This window comes from Promicromonospora sukumoe, assembly GCF_014137995.1.
Lineage (GTDB): Bacteria > Actinomycetota > Actinomycetes > Actinomycetales > Cellulomonadaceae > Promicromonospora > Promicromonospora sukumoe.
Map to the genome: position 1 here is coordinate 132,684 of NZ_JACGWV010000003.1, position 24,721 is coordinate 157,404.

Genomic DNA, 24,721 nt, shown 5'->3' on the forward strand with positions numbered 1-24,721 from the left:
GCTAGGGCAGTCACCGAGGATCGCCACGAGCGGCCCAGGTTTCGGCAACTAGCGGACCAAGGGAGTAGGATTCCAGGGGTAAACCTTTGCACTCACCAAGCAAAGGGCTATCCGAACACTCACCACGGCAAATCGACGCTTCAGGCAGGACAGGTGTGAACGCTCTCCCGGTCGCGAAGACCACGCGTCCCGGCAATGCACAGGCAGGCAAGAACGTCCAGCGGGTGGCGGCCATCATTCCCGCCAAGGACGAGGCCGAGCGCATTGCCGCCACCGTGCGCTCCGCGCGTGCGATCCCCCATGTCGACCTCGTGCTCGTGGTCGACGACGGCTCCGAGGACGACACGCAGCACGTCGCGCGTGCCGCCGGTGCCGTCGTCGTGCGCCACTCCCACAACCGCGGCAAGGCCGCCGCGATGGAGACCGGCGCCGCGGTGGTCGCGATGCGCGACGCCGACGGGCGCCCCCCGCGCCTGCTCATGTTCATCGACGGTGACCTCGGCGACACCGCCGTGAACACCGCACCGCTCGTGCGCCCGGTCCGCGAGGGCGTCGCCGACCTCGCGATCGCGCTCCTGCCCAAGCAGGCCGGCGCGGGTGGCCGTGGCGTCGTCGTCGGCGCGTCCCGCCGGGCGATCGAGGCCATGACGGGCTGGAGCCCGTCGCAGCCGCTGTCCGGGATGCGCTGCCTCACCCGCGAGGCGTTCGAGGCGGCCACGCCGCTCGCCCGCGGCTGGGGCGTCGAGACCGGCATGACCATCGACCTGCTGCGCAAGGGGTACGTCGCCGTCGAGGTGCCGTGCGACCTGAAGCACCGCGCGTCGGCCAACGACCTCAAGGGCCAGATCCACCGGGCCGCCCAGTACCGGGACGTCCTGCTGGCCGTGAACGCACGCAAGATGCGGGGCGCGGTGGACGCCGTGCGGCACGCCGGGTCCAACGTCCGCAGCTGATCCGACCCCCAGGCCAGCCCCGTACCCTGACCTCATGGAGTGGCAGGTCTGGCTTGGGATCATCGCGATCGTCATCGGGGTACTGGCACTCGCCGTCGCCGTCGGCGCGTGGTCGCAGCAGGCCTGGATGCGTCGCCGGGACCGGCGGCACGCGGTCCCGCAGAGCGTGCAGGTGGCCCCGCGGGTCGCGGTGATCGTCAACCCGTCGAAGCTGCACGCGAGCGGGCTGCCCGCGCGCGTGCGCGCGCACCTCGAGGCGAACGGGCTCCCGGAGCCGCTCTGGTACGAGACGACGATCGACGACCCCGGCAAGGGGCAGGCCCGGCAGGCGCTGGCCGACGGCGCGGACATCGTCATCGCGGCCGGCGGTGACGGCACCGTGCGTGCCGTGGCCGAGACCATGGTCGGCTCGGACAAGCCGATGGGCGTGCTGCCGGTCGGCACGGGCAACCTCCTGGCGCGCAACCTCGAGCTCCCGCTGGTCAACATGGACGAGGCGCTCGACGTGATCCTGGCCGGGCGCACGCGGGCCATCGACGTCGGCTGGCTCCGGGTCGAGGAGTTCGCGGACACCCCGCGCAACGACGAGCACCCCAACCAGCCCGACCACGAGCCGGACACGGAGCGCGAGCACATCTTCCTGGTCATCGCCGGCCTCGGGTTCGACGCCGCGATGGTCGCCACCGCCGACTCCAACCTGAAGAAGAAGGTCGGCTGGGTCGCCTACTTCGTGGCAGGTCTGTCACACATGCAGGCCCGGCGCATGCGCGCCACCCTGCAGCTCGACGACCACCCGCCCGTGGACGCCCGCGCCCGCTCGATCATGGTCGGCAACTGCGGCATGCTCCCGGGCGGCGTCACCCTGCTGCCCGACGCCGTGCTCGACGACGGCGTGCTCGACGTGGCGGCCGTCGACGTGCGCGGCGGCGTGCTCGGCTGGGCCCAGCTCACCCTGGAGATCGCCATGCAGGGCGTGGGGGTGCGGAACGAGCTGCCGGAGAAGCTCGGCCGCATCGACCACACCAAGGCCCGCCGTGCGCGCATCCGCGTGCCCGCGGGCGAAGAGGCCCAGGTCGACGGGGATCCCCTCGGCCGGGCCGTCGAGGTCGACGTGCGCGTCCAGCCGGGCGCGCTGCTGGTCCGGGCACCGTGACCGCCGCGGCCATCTACCCTGGGCGGGTGAATCCCCGTTCTACCCGGACACTGACCGTGCCCGCTGCCCTCGTCATGCTCGTCGCGGCCCTGCTGGGCCTGATCGGCCCGACGACCGCGTCGGCGGCCCCGCGATCCGCGCCGGCGGCCGTCGCGACGACGGCGGACGGGGAAGGGAGCGCGGACGCCGCGGAGCCCGCGCCCGCCGCCCCCGTCGTGGTGGTCGGCGTGGCCGGCCTGCGGTGGACGGACGTCTCCCGGAGCACCACCCCGACCCTGTGGCACATGATCGGCGGCGGCTCCGTCGCGTCGATCAACGTGCGCACCGCGGCGCCCGCGACGTGCCCGCTGGACGCCTGGCTCACGCTCTCGGCGGGGAGCCGGACGGTCTCGGCGGGCAGTGCGGAACGCGCCGACCGGCCCGACCCCGAGCAGCAGGACGGCGAGGAGCGCGAGGCCCGCGGGGCGGCGTCGTGCACGCCCGTGCCCGAGCCCGCGACGGGCTCCGCGCAGGGCTCCGGCGACGCCGAGCCGGCGCGCGCCACGGTCGACGGCTGGGCGCAGCTCCCCGAGAAGGACGAGGACGAGGACGAGCCGGTCACCGAGCCCGCCGCACGCGCGAAGGCGCCCGCCCCCGGCCTCCTCGGCGAGATGCTGGCCGAGGCGGACGCGTGCTCGACGGCGATCGGGCCGGGTGCCGCCGTCATGCTCGCCCGCGAGGACGGGACCGTGGGCCGGTACGTCCCCTCCCTGGACGCCCTGACCACGGACGGCGCCGAGGGCTCGGCGAGCGTGTTCGGCGCGCGCGGCCAGGCCTGGCAGGACGCCCTCACGGAGTGCCCCGTCACCGTCGTCGACGCCGGCAGCCTGCCCGAGGGGCCGGAGCGGGCCCAGGCGCTGAAGACGCTGGACGGCACGCTCGCCAGCCTGACCCGGAGCCTGCTCGCCGGGACGCGCGTGCTCGTCGCGGGCGTCGCCGACACGCCGCTCACGCAGCAGGGGCTGCAGGTCGTCGTGGACTGGGTGGTGGACGTCCCCCGCGTGCGCTGGCTGACGTCGGAGGCGTCGCGGAGCACCGGTTTCGTGCAGCTCACCGACCTCACGGCCACCGCGGCCGAGGCCGCCGGCGCCCTTCCCGACCCGGAGGCCGAGGAGCTCGCGCCGGAACCGGCGCTCGAGGAGCCCTCGATCGACGGCATGCCGATCGAGGTCGGCGAGCCGCGCCGGACCACCGTGGCCCGGACGGTCGAGAACCGGCAGTACATCAACGTGCTGGCCGACACGATCCCGGCGCAGGTGCCCGCGTTCATCGGTGCGATCGTCCTGTTCCTGCTGATCGCCGTCCTGGTCCTGGTGCTGCCGCGCCGTGCCGCGCGCCCGCGCCGCGAGCCGGGGCCCTACCGCCAGCGGCTGGCGCTGGGCGCCGCGCTGCTCGCGGTGTCGGCACCGGCGGCGGCGAGCCTCGCCACGCTCTCCCGCTGGTGGGTCTGGCCCGCGCCCGAGTTCGGCCTGGCGCTGTCGCTGACGGTCGCGGCGGTCGCCGTCGCGCTCACCGTGCGCGGCGTCTCCCGCCTCCTCCCCGCTGCCCCGTGGCGCAACGCCGTGGCGGCCGCCGGGATCACCTGGCTCGTCTTCACGGTCGACGGCGTCACCGGGTTCACGCTGCTGCAGGGCTCCCTGCTCGGCCCGTCGCTCGCCACCGCGGACCGGTTCTACGGCTTCTCGGACGTGGCGTTCGTGGTCTACGCGGTGTCCGGCCTCGTGCTCGCGGGCGGGCTCGCGGCGTATGCGGGCCGCCGTCGTACGGGGACGAGCGCCGGGTCCCTGCTGGGCGACGGCGCCCGCGGCCGCGACACGCCCCGGCCCACCCGCCCGGCGTGGCTCGCGGTGGGCGCCGTGGTCCTCGTCGCGCTCGTGACCGTCGGCGTCGACGCCGCCCCGTTCTTCGGCGACCGCCTGCGCGGCCTCGCGCTGTTCGTGCCGTTCGCCCTGCTGGGGGCGTTCGCCGCGCGGCCGGACCTGGTGACCCGGTTCCTCGGCGCCCGCGGCTGGCTCCCCTCGGGGCGGCACACCGAGCCGGTGCGCCGCGTCCCGTCCGCCGTCCTGGGCCTGTCCGGCGCGCTGCTGCTCAGCCTGCTGTTCGCGGCGGCCGTGCTCCCCGTGGCCGGCGCCGAGGCCGCCGGCCAGGAGTCCGGCTCCCTCAGCAGCGGCCAGCCGGTGGTGCCGCCCGGCGACGACGTGATCGTGATCGGCACGCAGGGCCTGCGCTGGACCGACGTCAAGCCGTCGCTCGACACCGGGACGGCGCCCGCGCCCACCCTGTACGGCCTGCTCACCGACGGCGCCGACGCCGCCGGCCTGACCCTGCCCAACGGGCGCGCGGCGCGCTGCCCGGACAGCGGCTGGCTCAGCCTGTCGTCGGGCCGGCTCGCGGAGGTCGCCGACGAGCGCGACGCCGACCGGCACTGGATCTGCGACGACATCACGGTGACGCCGGTGACGGCCGACGCGGCGGCCGACGGTGACGCCGCGTCCGGCGCTGACGCCGGCGGCGACGCCGCGGCGGACGGTGCGGTCGCCGAGCCCGCCGCCCCCGGCGACGTCACCGCCCAGGGCGACCGCCCCGCCGTCGTCGACCAGTGGGACCGCCTGACCGCGCTGCAGCGCGGCTCCGGCTACGCCGCCCACCCGGGCACGTTCGGCGACGCCCTCGCCGGCGAGTGCACGACGGCGGTCGGGCCCGGCGCGGCGGTCGCGCTCGCCCAGGGCGACGGCAGCGTCGGCCGGTACTTCGACCTGAACGACGCGGTGGCCGAGGACTCGGGCGCGTGGGACTGCCCCGTCACGTTCGTGGACGCCGGCTCCGCGCTGCTCGACGTCGCCGAGCGGGCCGACCTGGAGAAGCAGCCCGACGGCGCCGAGCAGGTCGAGGCGATCCGCGCCGACCTCGTCGCCGCCGTGGACCTCACGGTGTGGCGCGTGCTCGACGCCGCCCCCGCGGACACGACGGTGCTCGTGATCGACGTCGCCACCACGCCCGAGCACGCGCTCGAGCTGGGGCCCGCGCTGCTGCGCCCCTCGGCGTCGTACGACGGGCTGCCGCGCTACCTCGCCAGCACGGCCACCCGCACGGAGGGCGTGGCACGCCTGATGGACGTCCCGGCCGCCGTGCTCGACGCCGTCGGCGCGGACCTCCCCGCCGACATCGACCCGACGCCGCTGCTCCGCGGCGGGGAGCGCCCCGCCTCGGCGTGGCTCACCGCCGACGAGCTGGCCGACATGACGGCGCGCGACCACGTGCGCCGCGACGCCTACATCTGGCTCGTCGACGTGCCGTTCTGGCTCGGTCTCGCGCTCGCGGCGGCCTGCTGGCTGGTGCCGCGCCGGATCGCCGTCGTCCCGAACCGGCTGCGGCGCGCCGCCGAGGTCGCCGCCACGGCGCTGACGGCGCTCCCGGCGGGCGGGTTCCTCGTCTCCCTCACCGGCTGGTGGCGGTTCGACCTGCCCGTGCTCGCGATCATCGGGGCCACCGTGCTCGTGACGGCGGCCGTGACCGGGCTGAGCCTGCTGGCCCCGCGCCGGCCGCTCTGGGCGGCGCCCGCCGTCGTCGCGGGCATCACCTTCGTCGCGCTCACGGTGGACGCGCTGTTCGGCACGCCCCTGAACCGGGCGGCGCCCCTCGGGTCCGCCCCGACCTTCGGCGCGCGGTTCTACGGCTTCGGCAACCCGACCTTCTCGGTCTACGCGGTCGCGGCGATCGCGCTCGCGGCCGCCCTGGCGCAGCTCCTCGTGTCCCGGGGCAAACGGGTCATGGCGACCCTGGCCGTGAGCGTCGTGGGCGTGATCGCCATGGCGGTCGACGTCTGGCCCACCCTCGGCGCGGACCTGGGCGGCGGCCTCGTGCTCGTCCCGGCGTTCGTGGTGGTCGGCATGGCCGCCTCCGGGCTACGTCTGACCCTGTGGCGGTTCACCTGGGTCGCGGCGGCCGGCGTCGGCGTGGTGGCCCTCGTGGGGGTCCTGGACTGGCTGCGCCCGCCGGAGTCGCGCTCGCACCTCGGCCGCTTCGTGGGCCAGGTGATCGACGGCGAGGCGGTCTCGACCGTGCTGCGCAAGGCCCTGTACGCCGTGGGCTCCATCACCGGCGGGCCCGCGGTCTGGGCCACGGTGGCGATCCTCGTGGTGGTCGGGCTGGCGCTCCTCGGGCCGACATCGTGGCGGGCGCGCCTGACCCCCGCCTGGTTCACGCGCGCGGACAAGGAGTGGGAGTTCCTGCGGCCCGCGCTGGTCGCGATGTGGGTCATGGCGGTCCTGGGCTCGCTCGTCAACGACTTCGGCCTGCGGATCGCGATGATCGCGCTCATCCCCGCCGTGCCGCTGCTCACCATGGTCGCGCTGCGGACCAATTCAGCGCGACAGCCCCGATAGGCTCGTCCCCGTGATCGATCTCCGACTTCTGCGCGACAACCCCGACGTCGTCCGCGCGAGCCAGGTGGCCCGCGGTGACGACCCCGACCTCGTGGACACGGCGCTCGACGCCGACGCGCGCCGCCGCTCCTCTCTGACCGAGTTCGAGAACCTGCGCGCGGAGCAGAAGTCCCTGGGCAAGAAGGTGGCCCAGGCGCAGGGCGACGAGAAGCAGGCGCTGCTGGCCCGCACCAAGCAACTCGCCCAGGACGTCAAGCAGCACCAGGCCACGGCGACGGAGGCCGAGCAGGAGCTCGACCGCGTGCTGTACTCGATCGCCAACGTGATCGAGGGCGCTCCCGCCGGCGGCGAGGAGGACTTCGTCGAGCTCAAGCAGGTGGGCACGCGCCGCGACTTCGCGGCCGAGGGCTTCGAGCCCAAGGACCACCTGGAGCTCGGGGAGGGCCTGCGCGCCATCGACACCAAGCGCGGGGCCAAGGTGTCGGGGGCGCGGTTCTACTTCCTCACCGGCATCGGCGCGCGCCTGGAGCTGGCGCTGCTCAACATGGCGATGGACCAGGCCGTGCAGGAGGGCTTCACGCCCATGATCACGCCCACCCTCGTCAAGCCCGAGACCATGCAGGGCACCGGCTTCCTCGGCGCGCACGCCGACGAGATCTACCGCCTCGAGAAGGACGACCTCTACCTGGTCGGCACCTCCGAGGTGGCGCTCGCGGGGTACCACAGCGACGAGATCGTCGACCTGTCCGACGGGCCGATGCGCTACGCGGGCTGGAGCGCCTGCTACCGCCGTGAGGCCGGGTCGGCGGGCCGCGACACCCGCGGGATCATCCGCGTGCACCAGTTCCACAAGGTCGAGATGTTCAGCTACTGCGCCCCCGAGGACGCCGAGGCCGAGCACCAGCGCCTGCTGGGCTGGGAAGAGGCCATGATGGCCAAGGTCGAGCTGCCCTACCGCGTCATCGACACGGCGGCGGGCGACCTGGGCTCGTCGGCGGCCCGCAAGTTCGACTGCGAGGCGTGGCTGCCCACCCAGGAGCGCTGGCTGGAGCTCACCTCGACGTCGAACTGCACCACGTTCCAGGCCCGCCGGCTCGGCGTCCGCGAGCGGACCGAGGACGGCTCGACCCGGAACGTCGCGACCCTGAACGGGACGCTCGGCACCACCCGCTGGATCGTCGCCATCCTGGAGAACCACCAGCAGGCCGACGGCTCGGTCCGCGTGCCCGAGGGCCTGCGTCCGTACCTGGGCGGCCTGGAGGTCCTGGAGCCCGTGAAGTAGGGCGGTCGATCACCTCGTCGTCGGCCGGCGTTCATGCTCGGGTCTGTAGGCTGCGAGCGTGGCACGTGACTCCGAACGAAAGCTCATCGCCCTCGACATCGACGGCACGCTCGTCACGTACGACGAGGTGCTGTCCGACGAGGCGCGCGAGGCGGTCGCGGCCGTCCGGGCCGCCGGGCACCACGTGGTGCTCGCGTCCGGGCGGTCGCTCATCGCGATGACGCCGGTCGCGGCCGAGCTCAAGATCGAGGACGAGTGGATCGTCGCGTCGAACGGCGCCGTCACGGCGCGCATCGACGTGTCCGCGCCCATGGGCTACACCCTGGAGCGGGTCGAGACGTTCGACCCCGAGCCGGTGCTGCGCATGCTCCAGGTCGAGCTGCCGCACGCGCGCTACGCGGTGGAGGACGTCGGCGTCGGCTTCCGGATGAACGAGCTCTTCCCCGAGGGCGAGCTCAACGGGGAGCACCGCGTCGTGGACTTCGAGGAGCTCTGGTCCGGCGACGTCACGCGCGTGGTGGTCCGCAGCCCCGGGGAGACGAGCGCGGAGTTCCACGAGATCGCGGCGCGCCTCGGGTTCGACGACGTCACGTACGCCGTCGGCTGGTCCGCGTGGATGGACATCGCACCGCAGGGCGTGACCAAGGCGTCGGCCCTGGAGAGGGTCCGCAAGGAGCTCGGCGTGGCGATCGAGGACACCGTCGCGGTGGGCGACGGCAGCAACGACATCGACATGCTGCGCTGGGCGGGACACGGCGTGGCCATGGGTCACGCGGCCGAAGCGGTGCAGGCGGCCGCCGACGCCGTGACCGGCTCGATCGAGGACGACGGCCTCGTGGAGGTGCTCCGCTCGCTGCTCTGAACCGGCCAAGAACCCGCGAGGCGAACCACGGGTGAAAGTAATCCGTGCAAAGGTATGGATCACTGGCCGGATGCCTGTACATTTGGGCGCGATCCGTCGAAGAGTGACGGCGCTCACGGTGCCATGGGGGTACGTGATGATCCTGGACGACCAATCGGTCTCCACGCGGGTGCGCAACGATGCGCCCCACCTGGTTGCCCTCGACATCGACGGGACCCTGTTGGTCACCGGGCAGCCCGTGCCCGGACCGACGGTGCTGGCCGTGCGGCTCGTGCGCGAGCGCAAGCACCACGTGGTCCTCGCGTCGGGCCGGTCGTTGACAGGGATCCTCCCCGTGGCCAAGGAGCTCGGGATCACCGACGGCTGGGTGGTCGCCTCCAACGGCGCGGTGACGGCACGGCTGTGCGCCACGTGCACCAACGGCTACATGCTCGAGGACGTGCTGACCTTCGACGTCGGCCCCGTGGCGCAGATGGCGCTGAGCCGGTTCCCCGACGTGCAGGTGGGTGTCGAGGAGATCGGCATCGGCTACCGCGTGAACCGGCTGTTCGAGCCGCACGAGGTCAACGGCGCCCAGCGCGTGGTCAGCGTCGGCGAGCTGGGCGTGATGCCCGCCTCGCGCGCGATCCTGCGGGGCCCGAACGTGCTGGACCTGCTCGAGCCGCTGCGCCGGCACGGCGTCACGGCCACCGAGGCCGGGCCCGACTGGATCGACGTGACGCCGCGGCACCTGAGCAAGGCGACGTCGCTGGAGAACATCCGCTCCGCCCTCGGCGTCCCGCGGCACAACACCCTCGCCGTCGGCGACGGGCTGAACGACATCGAGATGCTGAGCTGGGCCGCGCGCGCCGTCGCGATGGGGCACGCTCCTGCCGCGGTCAAGGCGATCGCGAACGAGACCGTCGGCGACATCTCGCAGCACGGCGTGATCCAGGCCCTCAAGACCCTGATCTAGCGCCGTGTCAGACGCTCAGGTCCCCCGGGGGACTTGAGCGTCTGACACGTCCTCGGTCAGCGCGCCGTGAGGATGAGCGGGCCGTCCGGCTTGATCGCGATCGTGTGCTCGGAGTGCGCCCCGCGCGAGCCGTCGGCCGACCGCAGCGTCCAGCCGTCGGGGTCGGTGAAGATCTCGTCCGTGGTCTCCAGGAACCACGGCTCGACCGCGATGACCAGGCCCGGCTTGAGCGGGAACCCACGGCCGGCGCGGCCGTTGTTCGGCACGTGCGGGTCGCCGTGCATGGTGCGCCCCACGCCGTGCCCGCCGAAGTCGGTGTTGACCGAGTAACCGGCGGCGTGCGCCACCTCGGCGATGGCCGCGGAGATGTCGCCGATCTTCTTGCCCGGCTGCGCGGCGGCGATGCCGGCCTCCAGCGCCACCTCGGTGGTGCGGATCAGCTTCGTGTCGCGCTCGGCGCGGGCCGGGTCGGGCTCGCCCACCACGACGGACAGCGCCGAGTCGGAGACCCAGCCGTTCACCGAGGCGGCGAAGTCGATCGACAGCAGGTCGCCGTCCTGCAGCGCGTAGTCGAAGGGCAGGCCGTGCAGCACGGCGTCGTTCACCGAGGTACAGATGACCTTGCCGAACGGCATCGCGCCGAACGAGGGGTGGTAGTCGATGTAGCACGACTCGGCGCCCTGGTCGCGGATCATCTTGTGCGCGATCTCGTCGAGCTCGAGGAGGTTCACCCCCACGGCCGCTGCCTCGCGGACGGCGAGCAGCACGTCGGCGACGAAGCGTCCCGCCGGGCGCATCTCCTCGATCTCGCGCGGCGTCCTCAGCTCGATCATGACCGTCCTTCCGTAGGGGCACCAGTGATCTGGCGGCACAAGCCTACGTCCCGACGCCGACACGCCGTCGTGCACGGGCGGGCGCCTTGCGCGTGTCCGACCCGGCGTTTCACCTCGCTTGGCCGATCGCTGCGATTGCAACGATTTCGTAATGCAAGGTGATGCTGTATGGGCTTGCATTGCATCGCGAACCACGGTTGCGTTGAGGTCGGGCAACCCGGCAGTCTTGCCGGTCCTTACCCGCAAGTCAGAGGGTTCTGAGCCCACGAAGCAGTGGAGGAGCACGAGATGACTATCCGGATGGCTTCCAAGCGCCGAGCCGTCGCCCTGGCGGCGACCGGCGCGAGCCTGGCCCTGGTCCTAACGGCCTGTGCCGACACCAATGACGGCGGCGGCGGGGACGGGGGCGGCGGCGGAGAGGCCACCCAGGCCACGATCGACTGCGCCGCGTTCGACGAGTTCGGCGACCTCGACGGCACCGAGGTCAGCGTCTACACCACGATCGTGGAGCCCGAGGCGGAGACCCAGACGGCGTCGTACAAGCCGTTCGAGGACTGCACCGGCGTGACGATCAACTACGAGGGCTCGCGCGAGATGGAGGCGCAGCTTCCGGTGCGCGTCCAGGCCGGCAACCCGCCGGACATCGCGATCCTGCCGCAGCCGGGTCTGCTGCAGACGCTCGTCAACGACTACGACGCGGTCCTCCCTGCACCGGAGCAGGTCGAGGCCAACGTCGACGAGGGCTGGGCCCCGGAGTGGAAGGAGTACGGCACGGTCGACGGCACGTTCTACGCCGCGCCGCTGGGCTCCAACGTCAAGTCGTACGTCTGGTACTCGCCGTCGATGTTCGCCGACGCCGGGTACGAGGTCCCCACCACCTGGGACGAGCTCACGGAGCTCACGGCGACCATCGCCGAGGGCAACGAGGGCGCGACCCGTCCGTGGTGCGCGGGCATCGAGTCCGGTGACGCCACCGGCTGGCCGGGCACCGACTGGATCGAGGACGTCGTGCTCCGCACCGCGGGCCCGGACGTCTACGACCAGTGGTACACCCACGAGATCCCGTTCAACGACCCGCAGATCGTCGACGCGTTCGACACCGCGGGCGAGATCCTGAAGAACCCGGACTACGTGAACGGCGGCCTCGGCGGCGTCGACTCGATCGCCACGGCGACCTGGACCGACGCGGGCTACCCGATCCTCGACGGCAACTGCTGGATGCACCGTGCCGCGAACTTCTACCAGACGCAGTGGCCCGAGGGTACCGAGGTGGGCCCGGACGGCGACGTCTACGCGTTCTACCTGCCGGCGCAGACGGCCGACGAGAAGCCGACGCTGGTCGCCGGCGAGTTCATCGGCGCGTTCACGGACCGTCCCGAGGTGCAGGCCTTCCAGACCTACCTGTCCAGCGCGGACTGGGCCAACGCCAAGGCGCAGGCCACCCCCGCCGGCGGCTGGGTGAGCGCCAACAACGGCCTGGACCCGGACCTGCTCGCGACGGACTTCGACCGGCTCTCCGCCGAGATCCTCGCCGACCCGGCCACCGTGGCCCGGTTCGACGCGTCGGACCTCATGCCGGCCGCCGTCGGCACGGACTCGTTCTGGAGCGGCATGGTCGACTGGTTCGCCAGCGACCAGAGCAGCCAGGAGGTCACCGACCAGATCGAGAGCTCCTGGCCGTCGAACTGACGACCAGAACTCGACCATGACGCGCGGAGGCGTGGGACTGCCAGTCCCACGCCTCCGCCGTCCTAGGCTGTGGGACGGTCCCGTCAAGGACGACCGGACCAGGTCAGCGACAGGAGATAGCCATGGACTGGCTGCTGTATGCCGGGGCCGACCCCGTGCACAAGATCTTGCTGATGCTCATCGCGATCGTGCTGTTCGTCGTGCTGATGGGCATCATCCTCTTCGTGGTCGACAGGCCGCGTAACCCCTCCCGCTGGTTCGTCGGCTTCGGGTTCACGGGCGCGGCACTGTTGCTGCTGCTGCTCGGCCTCGTCTACCCGGCGATCCGCACCATCATCAACTCGTTCATGAACCGGAACAGCACCGAGTTCGTGGGCCTCGACAACTACATCGTGGCGTTCACCGAGCCGCGGTTCCTCGTCGTGCTCGGCAACACGGCGCTCTGGGTGCTCGTCGCCCCGCTCGCGGCCACGTTCCTCGGCCTCGTGTACGCCTACCTGGTCGACAAGAGCCGCTTCGAGGCGCTGGCCAAGGGCCTGGTCTTCCTGCCGATGGCCATCTCCATGGTGGGCGCGTCGATCATCTGGAAGTTCGTCTACGAGTTCAAGCCCGCGGGCGTGAACCAGACCGGCCTGCTCAACCAGTTCATCGTCTGGCTGGGCGGCGAACCGCAGCAGTTCCTCATCGGCAGGCCGCTGAACACGTTCCTCATCATGGTCGTGTTCGTCTGGATCCAGGCCGGCTTCGCGATGACCCTGCTCTCGGCGTCGATCAAGGCCATCCCCGACGACATCGTCGAGGCGGCCCGGCTCGACGGCGTCTCCGGGTTCGGCATGTTCTGGCGCATCACCATCCCGAGCATCCGCCCCGCCCTCGTGGTCGTGCTCACCACGATCGCGATGACGACACTGAAAACCTTCGACATCGTGCGCACCATGACGGCGGGCCAGTACGGCACCTCCATCGTGGCGCTGGAGTTCTACGACCAGCGGTTCCGGCAGAACGAGGCGGGCCTGAGCGCGGCGCTGGCCGTGCTGCTGTTCGTCATCGTCGTTCCCGTGATCATCTACAACGTGCGCCAGCAGCGCCTCTCGGAGGACGTCCGATGAGCACCGTCAAGACAGCCGACGCCGTACCCGAGGTGCCCCGTCGCACGTCGAACCTCAGCAACCGCGCGCGCAAGGCACGCAAGGCGCTCTCCAACCCGTGGGCGAGCACCCTCGCCGTCGTCATCGCCATCATCTGGACGGTTCCGACGGTCGGCCTGCTCGTCACGTCGTTCCGGCCCGAGCTGGACATCCGCCAGAGCGGCTGGTGGACCGTGTTCGGCTCGGCGTTCGCCGGCGAGGGCGTGTTCTCGCTGCGCAACTACGAGGCCGCGCTGTTCGACGGGTCCACCAACCTGGCCGTGTTCTTCATCAACTCGTTCGTGGTCACGCTGCCCGCGGTGTTCATCCCGATCACCCTCGCGCTGCTGGCCGCCTACGGGTTCGCCTGGGTCGACTTCAAGGGTTCCGACTTCCTGTTCATCGCGGTCTTCGCCCTGCAGATCGTGCCGATCCAGATCACGCTCGTGCCGCTGCTCTCGGCGTACGTGGACCTGGGCATCAACGGCTCGTTCTGGACCATCTGGTTGTCGCACTCGATCTTCGCGCTACCGCTGGCGATCTTCCTGCTGCACAACTTCATGAAGGAGATCCCCCGGTCCCTGGTCGAGGCGGCGCGGATGGACGGCGCCGGCCACGTGCAGGTCTTCTTCCGGGTGATGCTGCCGCTGCTCACCCCGGCGCTGGCGGCGTTCGCCATCTTCCAGTTCCTGTGGGTGTGGAACGACCTGCTGGTCGCCCTCGTCATGGGTGACCTGAACACCTTCCCGCTCACCGTGCGCGTGGCCGAGCTCGCGGGCTCGCGCGGCGGCGACTGGCACCTGCTGTCGGCCGGTGCGTTCATCTCGATGATCGTGCCGCTGATCGTGTTCCTGTCGCTGCAGCGGTACTTCGTGCGCGGCCTGCTGGCGGGTTCGGTCAAGGGCTGACCCACCCGTCCCGCCGAAGTAGAACTGTGGCGAGATAGAACGGGGGCTGTGGCACTGATCAGTGCCACAGCCCCCGTTCTATCTCGCCACAGTTCTACTTCGGCAGAGGGGCCTCGCGGGCCAGCAGGCTCTCCTTGATCGGCAGCCCGTAGCGGAACCCACCCAGCGTGCCGTCCGTGCGCAGGATGCGGTGGCACGGCACGAACAGGGCCGCCGCGTTCATGGCGCACGCCCCGGCCGCGGCCCGGACGGCGGCCGGGCGCCCGGTCCGCACCGCGTACTCGCTGTACGTCAGGCGCTCCCCGGCCTTCACCTCCCGCAGCACGTCCCACGCGTGCGTCCGGTACGGGCCGCTCGCCTGCAGCACCGGCACGCGGCCGGGCGCCCCGTGGTCGCCGTCGTAGTAGGCGCGGACGGCGTCCGCGGCCTCCGCGAGCAGGCCCGTCGGCTTCGTCTCCTGGCCGACGGCGGACGGCCGCAGCGTGGGGTGGACCAGCGCGAGCAGGGAGCCGACGTCGTCGGTCCAGCCGGCGGCCAGCACCTGCTCCCGCGGTTCGCCCGCGGGGAGTGTGCCGTCGGGCACCGCCGCGACGACGACGCTGAAGGGGCCGTCCGGGGTGGTGAGGGTCGTGGTCTGCATGATCTTCCTTCCGTGAGTTCGAGTTGTCAGACCCACAGGTCACTCGGGGGACCTGTAGGTCTGACACGTCAGGCGGAGCGCCAGAGGTGCATCGCGGCGTACGAGCGCCAGGGCGCCCAGGCCGCGCCGCGCAGGGCGAGCTCCTTGAACTGGTGGGGCCGGGACGCCTCCGCGGAGACCAGCCCGAGGTTGCGGGCGCCGGAGAGCAGCGCGACGTCGCCGTCCATCAGCACGTCGGAGTCGCCGAGCACGCGCAGCGCCACGTAGCCCGCCGTCCACGGGCCTATGCCGGGCCGGGACACCAGGCGACGTCGTAGGTCGTCGGGGTCGTCGCCGACGCTCAGGACGAGGCTGCCGTCCGCGAGGTCCCGGGCCGCGCCGAGCACGGTCGCCAGCATCCGGGCCGGGAGCCGGAGATACGCGGAGGCCGCGTCCGTGCCGGGCGGGACGTCGAGGCCGTCGGTCTCGCCGTCGGCCCCCGGTGCGGGGTGCGCCGGCCCGGCGATCTGGGCCGGGGTCGGGAACAGCCGGGTCAGGCCCTCGAACGCCGAGACGTACGGCGAGCCGACGCCGCGCGCGAGGCGCGACAGGTGCGTGCGCGCCGCGGCCACGCTGATCTGCTGGCCGACGATCGCCCGGACCAGCAGCTCGGCCGGGTCCAGCGTGCCGGGCACCCGGATCCCCGGGACCGCCGCGACCGACGGCACCAGCACGGGGTCGGCGGCGAGCGACGAGTCGACGGCGACCGGGTCGGCGTCCAGGTCCAGCAGGCGCCGCACGCGCGCGACGGCGACGGGCGCGTCCGCGAGGTCGGTGAGCTCGAGGTCCAGGTCGACGCGTCCGCCGCCGGGACGGGGCACCCGCACCTCGAACGCGCCGGGCCCGTGCGGCAGGAGCACGGTCCGGGCGTACCGGAGCACTGGCGCAGGTCCGTCCACGGTGGCCGCGCCGCCGCCCAGACCCGTCGCGCCGCCGACTCCCAGGTCCGCGGACTCCACCCCGTCGACCGCGCGGACGGCCAGGAACTCCAGCACCCCGCGCGCGTCGAACGGTTCCCGCACGGGCAGCGTCAGCGAGATCCGCACGGGCTCGGGCTCGTGCTCACCGAGATCGGTCGGCTGCCCTGAGACCGGTCCATCGACCGACCGGTCTCGGTGCGACCGACCGATCTCATCGGCGGCCACACTGCGGCCACTCCGGCCACCCCGGCGGGCGCGGGCGCGGAGCTCCGACGGCGTCGCGCCGAAGACCTCGGCCACGGTGTCGTTGAACTGCCGGATCGACCCGAACCCGGCGGCGAAGGCGACGTCGGCCAGCCGCAGCGTGGTGCCGACCAGCAGGGCCCGCGCCGTCTGGGCCCGCTGCGCCCGGGCGAGGGCCAGCGGCCCGGCGCCCAGCTCGCCGACGAGCAGCCGGTGCAGCTGCCGCTCGGAGTAGCCCAGGCGGCCGGCCAGGCCGGACACGCCCTCGCGGTCGACCACGCCGTCGGCCACCAGGCGCATGGCGCGGCCCGTGAGGTCGCGGCGCAGGTCCCACGCGGGGGTGCCCGGGGCGGCCTCGGGCAGGCACCGCTTGCACGCGCGGAAGCCGGCCTCGTGCGCGGCGGCGGACGTCAGGTAGAACGAGACGTTCTCGGCCTTCGGCGTCCGGGCCGGGCAGGACGGCCGGCAGTAGATGCCGGTGGTGCGGACCGCGGTGTAGAACTGCCCGTCGAAGCGGGAGTCGCGCGCGGCTATGGCGCGGTAGCGCTCGGTGAACGCGGGATCGCGGAGCTCGACGTCGGTCATGCCCACCATCCTGCGCCCCGTCCGGGCGAACCGGCTAGCGGGATTCGGACACGGCAGTGAGGGCCGTGAGACGGCTCACGAGACCGTCCCGGACGCCGGGCCACTCGTCGGACAGGACCGAGAAGTACAGGGTGTCGCCCTCGGAACCGTCCGGTGCCACGCGGTGCCCGCGCAGCCGGCCCTCCTCGCGCGCGCCGAGCTTGAGGATCGCGGCGCGGGACCGCGTGTTGCGGGCGTCGCAGCGCAGGGCGACCCGACGCAGGCCGAGGGTCTCGAAGGCGTGCCGCAGCAGCATGAGCTTGCATGCGGGGTTCGTCAGGCCCGCCCACCAGTCCCGGCCGTAGAACGTCGAGCCGATCTCGACGCGTCGCTGCCCGGCGTTGAGCTCGTAGAACCGGGTCGACCCGCGCACCTCGCCGTCGGGTCCGAGCACCGCGAACGCGAGGTGGTCGGGGGCGGCGACCGCGGCGTCGACGTACGCCTCCATCGCCGGGGTCGTGTCGGGGAGTGCGGTGGTCATGCCGGCCCAGAGCCCGTCGTCGACCAGCCCGGCCAGGGCCGGCGCGTGCTCGCGCGTCAGGGGTTCGAGGCGGACGCCGTGGGCGGAGAGGGTGAGGTCGTGCAGCATGGGGTCATCCCACCACGCACGCGGCGGCCCCGTCACCGCAGGTCCCGGAGGTACGCCGCCGCACCCCCGTAGCCCGCCGTCCGGCGCTCGTCCAGGGTGGCGATGATGAGCAGCACCCCGCCGGCCGCGGCGAGCGTGAGCATCCAGGGCACCGCGGAGATCTCGGTGCCCAGCTGGCTGACGAACACGATCAGCACCTCGACGGGCAGCACCCAGACCCCCAGCAGGAAGGGCGCCTTGAGCCCGCGCCGGGACCCCACCAGCACCCCGGTCAGCGCCACGCCGACCACGAGCACGGCCCGCCAGGTCTGCGGGTCGGTGAAGGTCGCGAGCACCGACGGCCCGAGCAGGGCGAGGATGCCGGGCCCCAGCAGGGCCCACGAACCCGTCCACCCCACCGGCCAGCCGACCAGGGTGCGCGGCGGGACCCGCGCGGCGTCGGGCCCGCTGACCTTCGTGCGGGCCTCCCACTCGCCGAGCGCGAAGCACCCGGCCACCACCAGCCCGACGCCGAGCGGCACGGAGAACACCTCGACGCGCAGCTCCCGGGGCAGCCAGGCAGCGATGCCCGCCGCCAGCGCGGCCAGCCAGACGGCCCACGACGGGACACCCGTGCCGTGCCCGCGCAGCAGCCGCCGCGCGACCACGACCAGGAGCACCAGCGCCGCGACCTCCAGCACCCAGAGGGTCACGATGGAGCCCCAGTGCGGCTCCGTGTTCGCCACGGCCCCCACGGTCAGGAACAGCAGCGCCGGGACGCGGCCCGCGCCGTCGAGCACCCGCCGCAGCCGGGCCGACGACGCGCCCGTCCGAGCGGCGTTGACCGCGACGAGGGCGAGCAGCCCCGCCGCGAACGCCCAGCCCAGGCCGACCGCGAACCGGGTCCCGGGCGCGCCCGACGGCGACCCCGCGACCTGCAGGGACTCGATCGTCAGGCCGACGCCCGCGAGCAGCACGGCGCCGGCCAGCAGGACGCGGGCCCGGGCGGCCCATGCGTCCGAGACCAGCGGCCACCGGCGCAGCACGACGACCGTGACCGTCAGGACGACGCCGACCGCCAGCAGGACCCAGGCGCGCGGGTCCCCGGGCCCGGTGCCGAGGGCCAGCGTCAGGTCGCTCGGCACCAGCCCGAGCAGCAGGCCCGCGGCGACCAGCCGCCAGCCGTGCGTCCCGGCCCGGCGGGCGAGCAGCGCCCCGACGAGCACGGCGGCGACGGCCGGCGGGAGCGTGTAGGCCTCGACGAGCCGCACGCCGCCGTCGGCCAGCGCGGTCCAGACCGCCGCGGTCGCGAGGACGCCCGCGAGCCACCAGACGCGGGTACGGTCGGGCTCGCGCGCGACCACCCCGGCGCTGACGGCGAGAAGCAGGAGCACGGCCACGGCGATGTCGGGCCCAGCGGCCGGTCGCCCGTAGGCCAGGCCCACGGTGATCGCGCCCGTGACCAGCGCGCTGACCTCCAGCGTCCCGCGCACCAGGGTGCCCACCCCGCCGCCGTCGGGCAGCCGGCCGGCGAGGAAGCCGGCCACGCGCGGGGCGCCGCCCGCGACCACGGCGACCACCGCGGCGATCACCGGCAGCAGCACGGGCGAGCCGCTGCCCGGGAGCAGCGCGGCGCCCGCGCTCACGATCGCCACGGACGTGGTGGGCAGCACCAGGCTCGCCGCGATCACGCGGACGGCGGGCGCGAGCCCGGCACGCCGGGTCAGCAGCAGCACCAGCTCCAGCAGGAGCATCGCCGCGGCGGCCCCGGCGGACCACCAGGTGCGCTCTCCGACCACGGTGTACACGCCGAGCGCGAACGGCACGGCCGTCACGCCCAGCACCGCGAACCACTCGGCGCGGGTGACCCGCGTGCCGACGGTCACCACGACGGCCGTCACCGAGGCCGCCGCGGACACGGTGCACACGGCGGCGACCCAGCCGAACCCGAGCCAGCCCAGCCAGACGCCGCCCACGACCAGCGCGTACGCGTACGCCCCGCGGACGAGGGCAGGGTGGACGGCGCGCGGCAGGGCCGCCCGCGCGGCCAGCACGAGCGGCACGACGACGGCGGCGGCGGCCAGCACGGACGGCCGGCTCTGCCAGGAGCCGACGGTCAAGAGGCCGAGGGCGACGCACGCCGCGGTCAGCGCGGCGGGGCGCCAGGACGCGCCCTCGGCGGCGCCCATCGGGGAACCGCCGAGCCGGACGGTGAACCCTAGGGCCCGGCGCAGGCCGGCGGCCCCGGCCCGCACCCCGACCACGACGGCGCGCAGCGGGCGCCAGGACCGGTCGGGATCGGCCGTCGCCGCCAGGAGCACCGCGGCGAGCACGGCGAGCAGCACCAGCGACGCCCCGGCGACCAGCCGCGTGTGCAGCGCGGCGACGACGGCCAGGCCGGCCGTCACCCACGGGGCGAGCGCGCGGGCCGTCCGGACCAGCGGCGCCGGGGCGGCCGACGCCGGGCCCGCCGCGATCCCCAGCCGGGAGGCGGTCAGCACCAGCAGCACCAGGACCACCACGCCGAGCGTGCCGGCGGCCCGTGCGTCCAGCGACAGGTACGGGCCGCCCAGCGGGCCGTCGCCAAGCGTGAGCGCGGGGGACACGCCGAGCGGTCCCACCAGCACCTCCGGCACACGCTGCCCCGCGGACGACACGGCCGGGACGGTCGCGACCGCGGCGACGAGCCAGGCGGCGAGCAGCAGGTCGGCGCGCGTGCGGGCGGCGGGCACGAGCCGGCGGGCGCGCACCGTGACCAGGACGGTGAGCACGACGGCGAGGACCGCCCAGGCCACGCCCGCGGCCGCGGGCAGCACCCAGATCAGCTCGGCCCCTTCCCAGGCCGCGAGGCACATGGCCGCGGCCGCGCCGAGGCCTCCGGCGACGAAGGTCCACCAGCGGCGGTGCGTGCCGCGGCGCAGCACGGCGGCGACGACGGCGGTGACCGCCAGCACGGCGGCGGTCTCGGCGTCCCCCGGCACGCCGGCGAGGAGCGGTGTCGGGGGCACGAGGAACGCCGTCGCGACGGCCAGCACCACCCCGAGCACCTGGACCGCCTCGAGCAGCCCGAGCTCCGCCCGCAGGGGCGAGCCGACGCGCGGGCCCGTGACCCGCGCGACCACCGGGCCGCCCAGCGCGGCCAGGGCGACGAGCAGCGCGCCCGTGACGACGGCCCACGGGCGCGCGACGGCGTCGTCCGGCAGGGCGAGCGCGGCGGGGAACGCCGCGAACGGAGCCACGAGCAGGCCTGTCGTGACCCAGGACCGCACCCGCAGCACGTGCCCGGCGGCGACCGCGCCGACCGAGACGGCCGCCCACCAGGCGGCGAAGGCCAGCGCGGCGAGGCCGGGCAGCGTGAAGATCGCGACGAGCGCCCCGGGCACGGCCACGGTCCGGACCACGCCGAGCACCCGCGACTCCCACCGCGGCACGACGCCGAGGCGCTCGCCCGCGCGGCCCAGGACCCGGATCGCGGCGTGCGCCACGAGGGCCACCGCGACCAGGGCGACGACCCAGACCCACCGGCCGACGCCGACGTCGGACAGGCCCGTCGCGAGCAGCACTGGGACCAGCGGTGCGGCGACGCCGCCGGCCGCCGCCCAGGCCCGGACCCGCAGGCGGGCGCCGAGGACCACGAGCGCGGGCGCGAGCACCGCGAGCAGCGCCGCCCGCGCGAGGAACGGCTCCACGCCGCCGAGCAGGCCGGCCTCCAGGCCCAGCTCCGCGCAGACCCAGCCCAGCGCGAACGCGAGCGTCGCCACGGCCTCGGCGGACGAGCGCAGCCCGGCCCGGCGCATCACCGCCGCCGCGACCACGGAGGCGACCGTGACCAGCAGCGTCGCGACGGTGCGCAGGACGAGCTGGTCGGCGAGCGTGAAGAACACGAAGACCACCGCGGAGACCGCGACCAGCGCGGCGCCGACCCCGGCCAGGATCGGCTGGAGGGCCACGGTGCTGCGCGGGGCGGCCTTGGCCGGGGAGGCGGCGACCACCGTTCCGGCCCACTCCGCATCGCCCGGCACCGCTCCGGCGAACGCCGGCCCGCCCGCGGACACCGGCCCGCGCGCGGGCGCCGTCGTCGGCCGCGTGGGCGCGCGCCGCACCGGGGGAGCGTCGCCGCTCCACGCGACCACGCGCTCCGGTGCAGGACGGCGCCCCGTCGCCGGGGCACCCGCCAAGGCAGCGGCCCGCCGGTCGTACGCGGCCGCCGCGGGCTGCTCGGCGCGCATCTCGTCGAGGATCCGCTGGCGCTCCCGGATGGCTCGCTCGACGGCGAGCGAGGCCTCGTGCACGTCGATCCCGCGCCGGCCGTTCAGGTCGAGCGCGCAGGTCCCGCAGACGGCGCCGCGCAGGGGACCGCCGCACGCGGGGCACGACACGGTATCGGGCAGGCGCCGCAGCGCATGACTCACCCACGTCTCTTCCATGGCGGAAGCCTGGCGGAGCAGCGCGGTATCAGGGTTCCGCGGCACGCCAGGGAACGGTCACAGTTTCATGCCGAATGTGTGTTTCGCCCGTCAGGTGTGCGCGTCCAGCCAGTCCAGCACCGTGCTCAGGTACTTCTCGCGGGCCGGCTTCGGGGACAGCGCCAGGTCGTGCGCCCCGCCCTCGATGACGGCGATCTCCACGGTCTGCCCCAGCCGCGGCGCGCGGGCGTGCATGTGCGCGACGTCGAGCACCACGTCGGTGCCGAGCTGCTCCGCGATCTCCCCGAGGTCGGACCCGGTGCGCCCGCTGGTGCACACGAGCACCGGGCACTGGACGGCCAGCCCCCGCCCGACGGCGCGGTGCCCGCGCCGGATCGCCGCCAGCCAGCCGGCCCGGACCGGGAAGCCCGCGTACGGCTTCCACCGCAGGTCGTACTCCCACTCGCCGCCCGAGGTCACGTGCAGGGCCCGGCCGTAGCCCTCGCCGAGCCGGGACACGACCAGACGGGGCGAGACCCGGCCGAGCACGTAGACGGCCTGGGTGACCAGGGTCCGGTCGGACCAGCTCCCCTTCAGGTCGAACCAGGGGCTGTTCAGCACGAGGGCCGTGACCCGGTCGGGGCGCGCGTTGGCGTACATCGAGGTGATCAGCCCGCCCGTCGAGTGGCCCAGGAGCGCCAGCCCCGAGTGGCCGTCCGCGGCGATCACGTCGGCGGCCGCGTCGAGGTCCTGCGCGTAGAGCTCCAGGCGGTTGATCATGTTGGCGTCGCGGCCCGCCGCCGTCCACGCGTCCATGGAGCGCCCGTGCCCGCGCAGGTCGACGGCGTAGAACGGGTAGCCCCGTCCCGCGACCGCCTCCGCCAGGTGCCGCTGGAAGAAGTAGTCGGTGAACCCGTGGACGTACAGCACCGGTGTGCGCCCGGACACCGGCCCGTCCTCGGGCGTGTAGCGGATCAGGGTGGCCTCGGCGCCGCCCGGGAGCTGGAGCGTGCGGGCCTCGAAGCCCGCACCCAGCACGTCCTCGGTCCAGTCGTTCACCCGGCCAGTGTGCCCGACAGGCGCGCCGTGCGGCCAGACAACAGGCGCTCCCGGCGCAGCGCGGGCAGGAAGCACAGCGCGCCCACGGTGCTGAACACCCCGCCGATGACCATGGCGGCGGGCGTGGAGAGCCATCCCGCCGCCCAGCCGAGCGCGGGCGCCCCCAGCGAGTAGGCCGCGAACGCGACCATCGACGCCATCGACAGCACCGTGGTCCGGTTCCGGGACTCGGCCTCGCGGTGCAGCAGCGCCTGGTAGGCGGGCCCGCAGGCGCCGTGCAGCCCGTAGGTCACGAGGTAGGCGGCGACCAGCCCGACCGGCCCCAGCGCGAGCCCCATCCAGATGGTCCCGAGCCCGTTGAGCACGCGCGCCAGGATCGCCGTCCGGGCCACGCCGAGCCGGGGCGTGGCCAGACCCGTCAGTGCCGCGCCGCCCGCGAACACGGCCCACCCGGCGGCCGCGACCGGCCCCGAGACCGCCGCCGCGGCCTGGGTGCCGCCCAGCAGCTCGGAGAGCCGGATCGGCTGGAACGTCTCGAAGACCACCATCCCGACGCTCCAGAACACCTCGACCAGCAGCAGCCAGCGCAGCACCCGGTTGTCCCGCGCCAGGCGCAGGCCGTCGCGGATCACCCCGGGCGCCTGCCGCGCGGAGTCGAGCACGCGTCCGGCCACGCCCCGCCTGCCCTGGGCGCCCGGGGTGCCCTGGCTGCCCGACGACGGCACCGGCAGCAGGGCCGGTGTCGCCCCGGGGCCGGCCGCCTCGGCGTCGACGGCGTCGGCCGTCGCGCCCGTCCCTGCCGGGTGCCCCGCGCCGCGCGGCGTCTCCCGGACCAGGACGATCACGGTGAACAGGTGCACGATCGAGAGCGCGGCGTAGACCGCGTAGGGCAGCACCAGCGACGACCAGGCGTCCAGGGGGTGCCACCAGACGAGCCCGCCGGAGATCAGCGCGCCCGCGGCGATGGCCACCCCCATCACCGTGCCCTGCGCGGCGAGCGGCCGGTCGACGTCGGCGCCCGGCTCGGTCGCGTGCACCGTGTCCACGAACCACGACTCCAGCGGACCGGAGTCCAGGGCCCGGAAGGCGCCCATGGCCGCGGCGGCGAGCGCGAAGGCCCAGAACGTCTGCGCGCCGAGGAACAGCGCGGCCGCCACGACCTGCAGCACACCGGCCGCGACGAGCATCGGCCGTCGGCCGAGCGAGTCGGCCAGGCCCGCCGTCGGCAGCTCCAGCGCGAACACCACGAACCCCGTGACGGACAGCGCGGTCAGCGCCTGGGGCACCGACAGGCCGCGCTCGATGGGCAGCAGCGTGGTGACCGTGACGACCAGCCCGACGGGGAACCAGCGGGTCAGGGTGAGCAGCAGGAAGACCTGCCGGGCGCGGCGCGGGGTCAGCGGGGTCATGACCGGTCCTCCTCGTCGGCGCCGTCGGGCCCGGCCTCGGGCGCGCCGGCGCCCGGGGCATCGTCCGGCTCCAGGGGGAACGCCGCCTGCCAGAAGTGCACGCGGCGGGCGTCCGGGGCCGGTTCGGCGTCGCGGTAGCGCTCCAGCACCGCGTCGATGTCGCGGCGGAGCGCCTGGAGCTGCTCGGGGTTCACGGTCACCCAGGCGTCGCCCTGGCCGGTGGCGTCCTGCCAGTCGGCGGGCCAGGCCTCGGCGACGTCGAGCCAGTGCCCGAAGTCGGTGGTGAACAGGCGCAGGTAGTCCCGCTCCAGCCAGCCGAGCGCGGTGGCGGCGTCCTCGTCGTGGGCCAGCTCCGAGCGCTCCCAGCTGTGCGAGCTGGTGGCGGCGCGCCACAGGCGCTGCTTGCCGGCGCCGTCGCCGGTGTCCGCGACCAGGCCGACCGACTCCAGCTTGCGCAGGTGGTAGCTGGTGGCGCCGGTGTTGGTGCTCAGCGCGTTGGCGAGCGTGGTGGCCGTCGCGGGCCCGCCGCGCCGCAGCGCGCCCAGCAGGCGCGAGCGCAGCGGGTGTGCGAGCACCTTGACGGCCTCGGGGGTGAGGCGGAAGTCGTCCTGGGGAGCGGTCATACGT

Annotated in this window: 17 protein-coding genes; 9 read left to right on the top strand and 8 right to left on the bottom strand. The window is 74.2% G+C overall.

From position 1 onward, the window contains the following. Positions 1-155 precede the first annotated feature (155 nt). The 6 genes from FHX71_RS24735 to FHX71_RS24760 all read left to right on the top strand — a co-directional run bounded on the left by FHX71_RS24735 (position 156) and on the right by FHX71_RS24760 (position 9,629). A complete protein-coding gene (locus tag FHX71_RS24735; protein ID WP_142032120.1) occupies positions 156-953 on the top strand; it encodes a glycosyltransferase family 2 protein in 798 nt (265 codons plus the stop codon). A 34-nt stretch (positions 954-987) separates the two neighbouring features. Further along, positions 988-2,106 carry a diacylglycerol/lipid kinase family protein gene (locus FHX71_RS24740; RefSeq protein WP_182620185.1) on the top strand — a complete coding sequence of 373 codons (1,119 nt, stop codon included), beginning with the start codon at positions 988-990 and terminating at the stop codon, positions 2,104-2,106. Between the two features lie 26 nt (positions 2,107-2,132). Continuing rightward, the gene (locus FHX71_RS24745; protein WP_182620186.1) at positions 2,133-6,530 is read left to right on the top strand and encodes a hypothetical protein; all 4,398 of its coding nucleotides are present in this window, start codon (positions 2,133-2,135) and stop codon (positions 6,528-6,530) included. 10 nt (positions 6,531-6,540) lie between these two features. Beyond that, on the top strand, positions 6,541-7,812 hold the full coding sequence (gene serS, locus FHX71_RS24750) for a serine--tRNA ligase (RefSeq protein ID WP_182620187.1): 1,272 nt from the start codon (positions 6,541-6,543) through the stop codon (positions 7,810-7,812). Between the two features lie 58 nt (positions 7,813-7,870). Next, the gene (locus FHX71_RS24755; protein WP_182620188.1) at positions 7,871-8,674 is read left to right on the top strand and encodes an HAD family hydrolase; all 804 of its coding nucleotides are present in this window, start codon (positions 7,871-7,873) and stop codon (positions 8,672-8,674) included. 103 nt (positions 8,675-8,777) lie between these two features. After that, positions 8,778-9,629, top strand: a complete 852-nt coding sequence (locus tag FHX71_RS24760) for an HAD family hydrolase (RefSeq protein ID WP_182620189.1) — start codon at positions 8,778-8,780, stop codon at positions 9,627-9,629. 56 nt (positions 9,630-9,685) lie between these two features. Here the strand turns inward: FHX71_RS24760 and map are convergent, their stop codons facing one another. Further along, complete coding sequence (gene map, locus FHX71_RS24765) at positions 9,686-10,462, bottom strand: type I methionyl aminopeptidase (RefSeq protein WP_182620190.1); 777 nt, start codon at positions 10,460-10,462, stop codon at positions 9,686-9,688. A 288-nt stretch (positions 10,463-10,750) separates the two neighbouring features. Between map and FHX71_RS24770 the strand changes: the two genes are divergently transcribed. The 3 genes from FHX71_RS24770 to FHX71_RS24780 all read left to right on the top strand — a co-directional run bounded on the left by FHX71_RS24770 (position 10,751) and on the right by FHX71_RS24780 (position 14,186). Beyond that, the gene (locus FHX71_RS24770; protein ID WP_246403544.1) at positions 10,751-12,151 is read left to right on the top strand and encodes an ABC transporter substrate-binding protein; all 1,401 of its coding nucleotides are present in this window, start codon (positions 10,751-10,753) and stop codon (positions 12,149-12,151) included. A 122-nt stretch (positions 12,152-12,273) separates the two neighbouring features. Continuing rightward, a complete protein-coding gene (locus tag FHX71_RS24775; RefSeq protein ID WP_182620191.1) occupies positions 12,274-13,260 on the top strand; it encodes a carbohydrate ABC transporter permease in 987 nt (328 codons plus the stop codon). Then, the gene (locus tag FHX71_RS24780; protein WP_182620192.1) at positions 13,257-14,186 is read left to right on the top strand and encodes a carbohydrate ABC transporter permease; all 930 of its coding nucleotides are present in this window, start codon (positions 13,257-13,259) and stop codon (positions 14,184-14,186) included. The genes FHX71_RS24775 and FHX71_RS24780 overlap by 4 nt, the downstream gene beginning before the upstream one ends. 94 nt (positions 14,187-14,280) lie before the next feature. Here the strand turns inward: FHX71_RS24780 and FHX71_RS24785 are convergent, their stop codons facing one another. From FHX71_RS24785 to FHX71_RS24815, 7 genes are all read right to left on the bottom strand, one after another. Next, entirely contained in the window at positions 14,281-14,826 is a 546-nt protein-coding gene (locus tag FHX71_RS24785) for a methylated-DNA--[protein]-cysteine S-methyltransferase (protein WP_182620193.1), read from the bottom strand. A 68-nt stretch (positions 14,827-14,894) separates the two neighbouring features. After that, positions 14,895-16,613 (bottom strand): DNA-3-methyladenine glycosylase 2 family protein, encoded by a 1,719-nt coding sequence (locus FHX71_RS24790; RefSeq protein WP_182620194.1) that lies wholly within the window; start codon positions 16,611-16,613, stop codon positions 14,895-14,897. 34 nt (positions 16,614-16,647) lie between these two features. After that, positions 16,648-17,241 carry a GNAT family N-acetyltransferase gene (locus tag FHX71_RS24795; protein ID WP_182620195.1) on the bottom strand — a complete coding sequence of 198 codons (594 nt, stop codon included), beginning with the start codon at positions 17,239-17,241 and terminating at the stop codon, positions 16,648-16,650. A gap of 32 nt (positions 17,242-17,273) precedes the next feature. Beyond that, a complete protein-coding gene (locus FHX71_RS24800; RefSeq protein ID WP_182620196.1) occupies positions 17,274-21,647 on the bottom strand; it encodes an SCO7613 C-terminal domain-containing membrane protein in 4,374 nt (1,457 codons plus the stop codon). A gap of 90 nt (positions 21,648-21,737) precedes the next feature. Beyond that, positions 21,738-22,685 carry an alpha/beta hydrolase gene (locus FHX71_RS24805; RefSeq protein WP_182620197.1) on the bottom strand — a complete coding sequence of 316 codons (948 nt, stop codon included), beginning with the start codon at positions 22,683-22,685 and terminating at the stop codon, positions 21,738-21,740. Then, positions 22,682-24,094: an MFS transporter gene (locus FHX71_RS24810; protein ID WP_182620198.1), complete on the bottom strand. Its 1,413-nt coding sequence runs from the start codon at positions 24,092-24,094 to the stop codon at positions 22,682-22,684. The genes FHX71_RS24805 and FHX71_RS24810 overlap by 4 nt, the downstream gene beginning before the upstream one ends. Beyond that, positions 24,091-24,717, bottom strand: coding sequence for an ArsR/SmtB family transcription factor (locus tag FHX71_RS24815; RefSeq protein ID WP_182620199.1), 627 nt, complete (start codon positions 24,715-24,717; stop codon positions 24,091-24,093). The genes FHX71_RS24810 and FHX71_RS24815 overlap by 4 nt, the downstream gene beginning before the upstream one ends. Between the last annotated feature and the right edge of the window lie 4 nt (positions 24,718-24,721).

Coding starts and splice junctions, on each gene's coding strand:
- FHX71_RS24740 (WP_182620185.1), top strand. CDS start 988: ATGGAGTGGCAGGTCTGGCTTGGGATCATCGCGATCGTCATCGGGGTA.
- map (WP_182620190.1), bottom strand. CDS start 10,462: ATGATCGAGCTGAGGACGCCGCGCGAGATCGAGGAGATGCGCCCGGCG.
- FHX71_RS24770 (WP_246403544.1), top strand. CDS start 10,751: ATGACTATCCGGATGGCTTCCAAGCGCCGAGCCGTCGCCCTGGCGGCG.
- FHX71_RS24775 (WP_182620191.1), top strand. CDS start 12,274: ATGGACTGGCTGCTGTATGCCGGGGCCGACCCCGTGCACAAGATCTTG.
- FHX71_RS24780 (WP_182620192.1), top strand. CDS start 13,257: ATGAGCACCGTCAAGACAGCCGACGCCGTACCCGAGGTGCCCCGTCGC.
- FHX71_RS24785 (WP_182620193.1), bottom strand. CDS start 14,826: ATGCAGACCACGACCCTCACCACCCCGGACGGCCCCTTCAGCGTCGTC.
- FHX71_RS24790 (WP_182620194.1), bottom strand. CDS start 16,613: ATGACCGACGTCGAGCTCCGCGATCCCGCGTTCACCGAGCGCTACCGC.
- FHX71_RS24795 (WP_182620195.1), bottom strand. CDS start 17,241: ATGCTGCACGACCTCACCCTCTCCGCCCACGGCGTCCGCCTCGAACCC.
- FHX71_RS24800 (WP_182620196.1), bottom strand. CDS start 21,647: ATGGAAGAGACGTGGGTGAGTCATGCGCTGCGGCGCCTGCCCGATACC.
- FHX71_RS24810 (WP_182620198.1), bottom strand. CDS start 24,094: ATGACCCCGCTGACCCCGCGCCGCGCCCGGCAGGTCTTCCTGCTGCTC.
- FHX71_RS24815 (WP_182620199.1), bottom strand. CDS start 24,717: ATGACCGCTCCCCAGGACGACTTCCGCCTCACCCCCGAGGCCGTCAAG.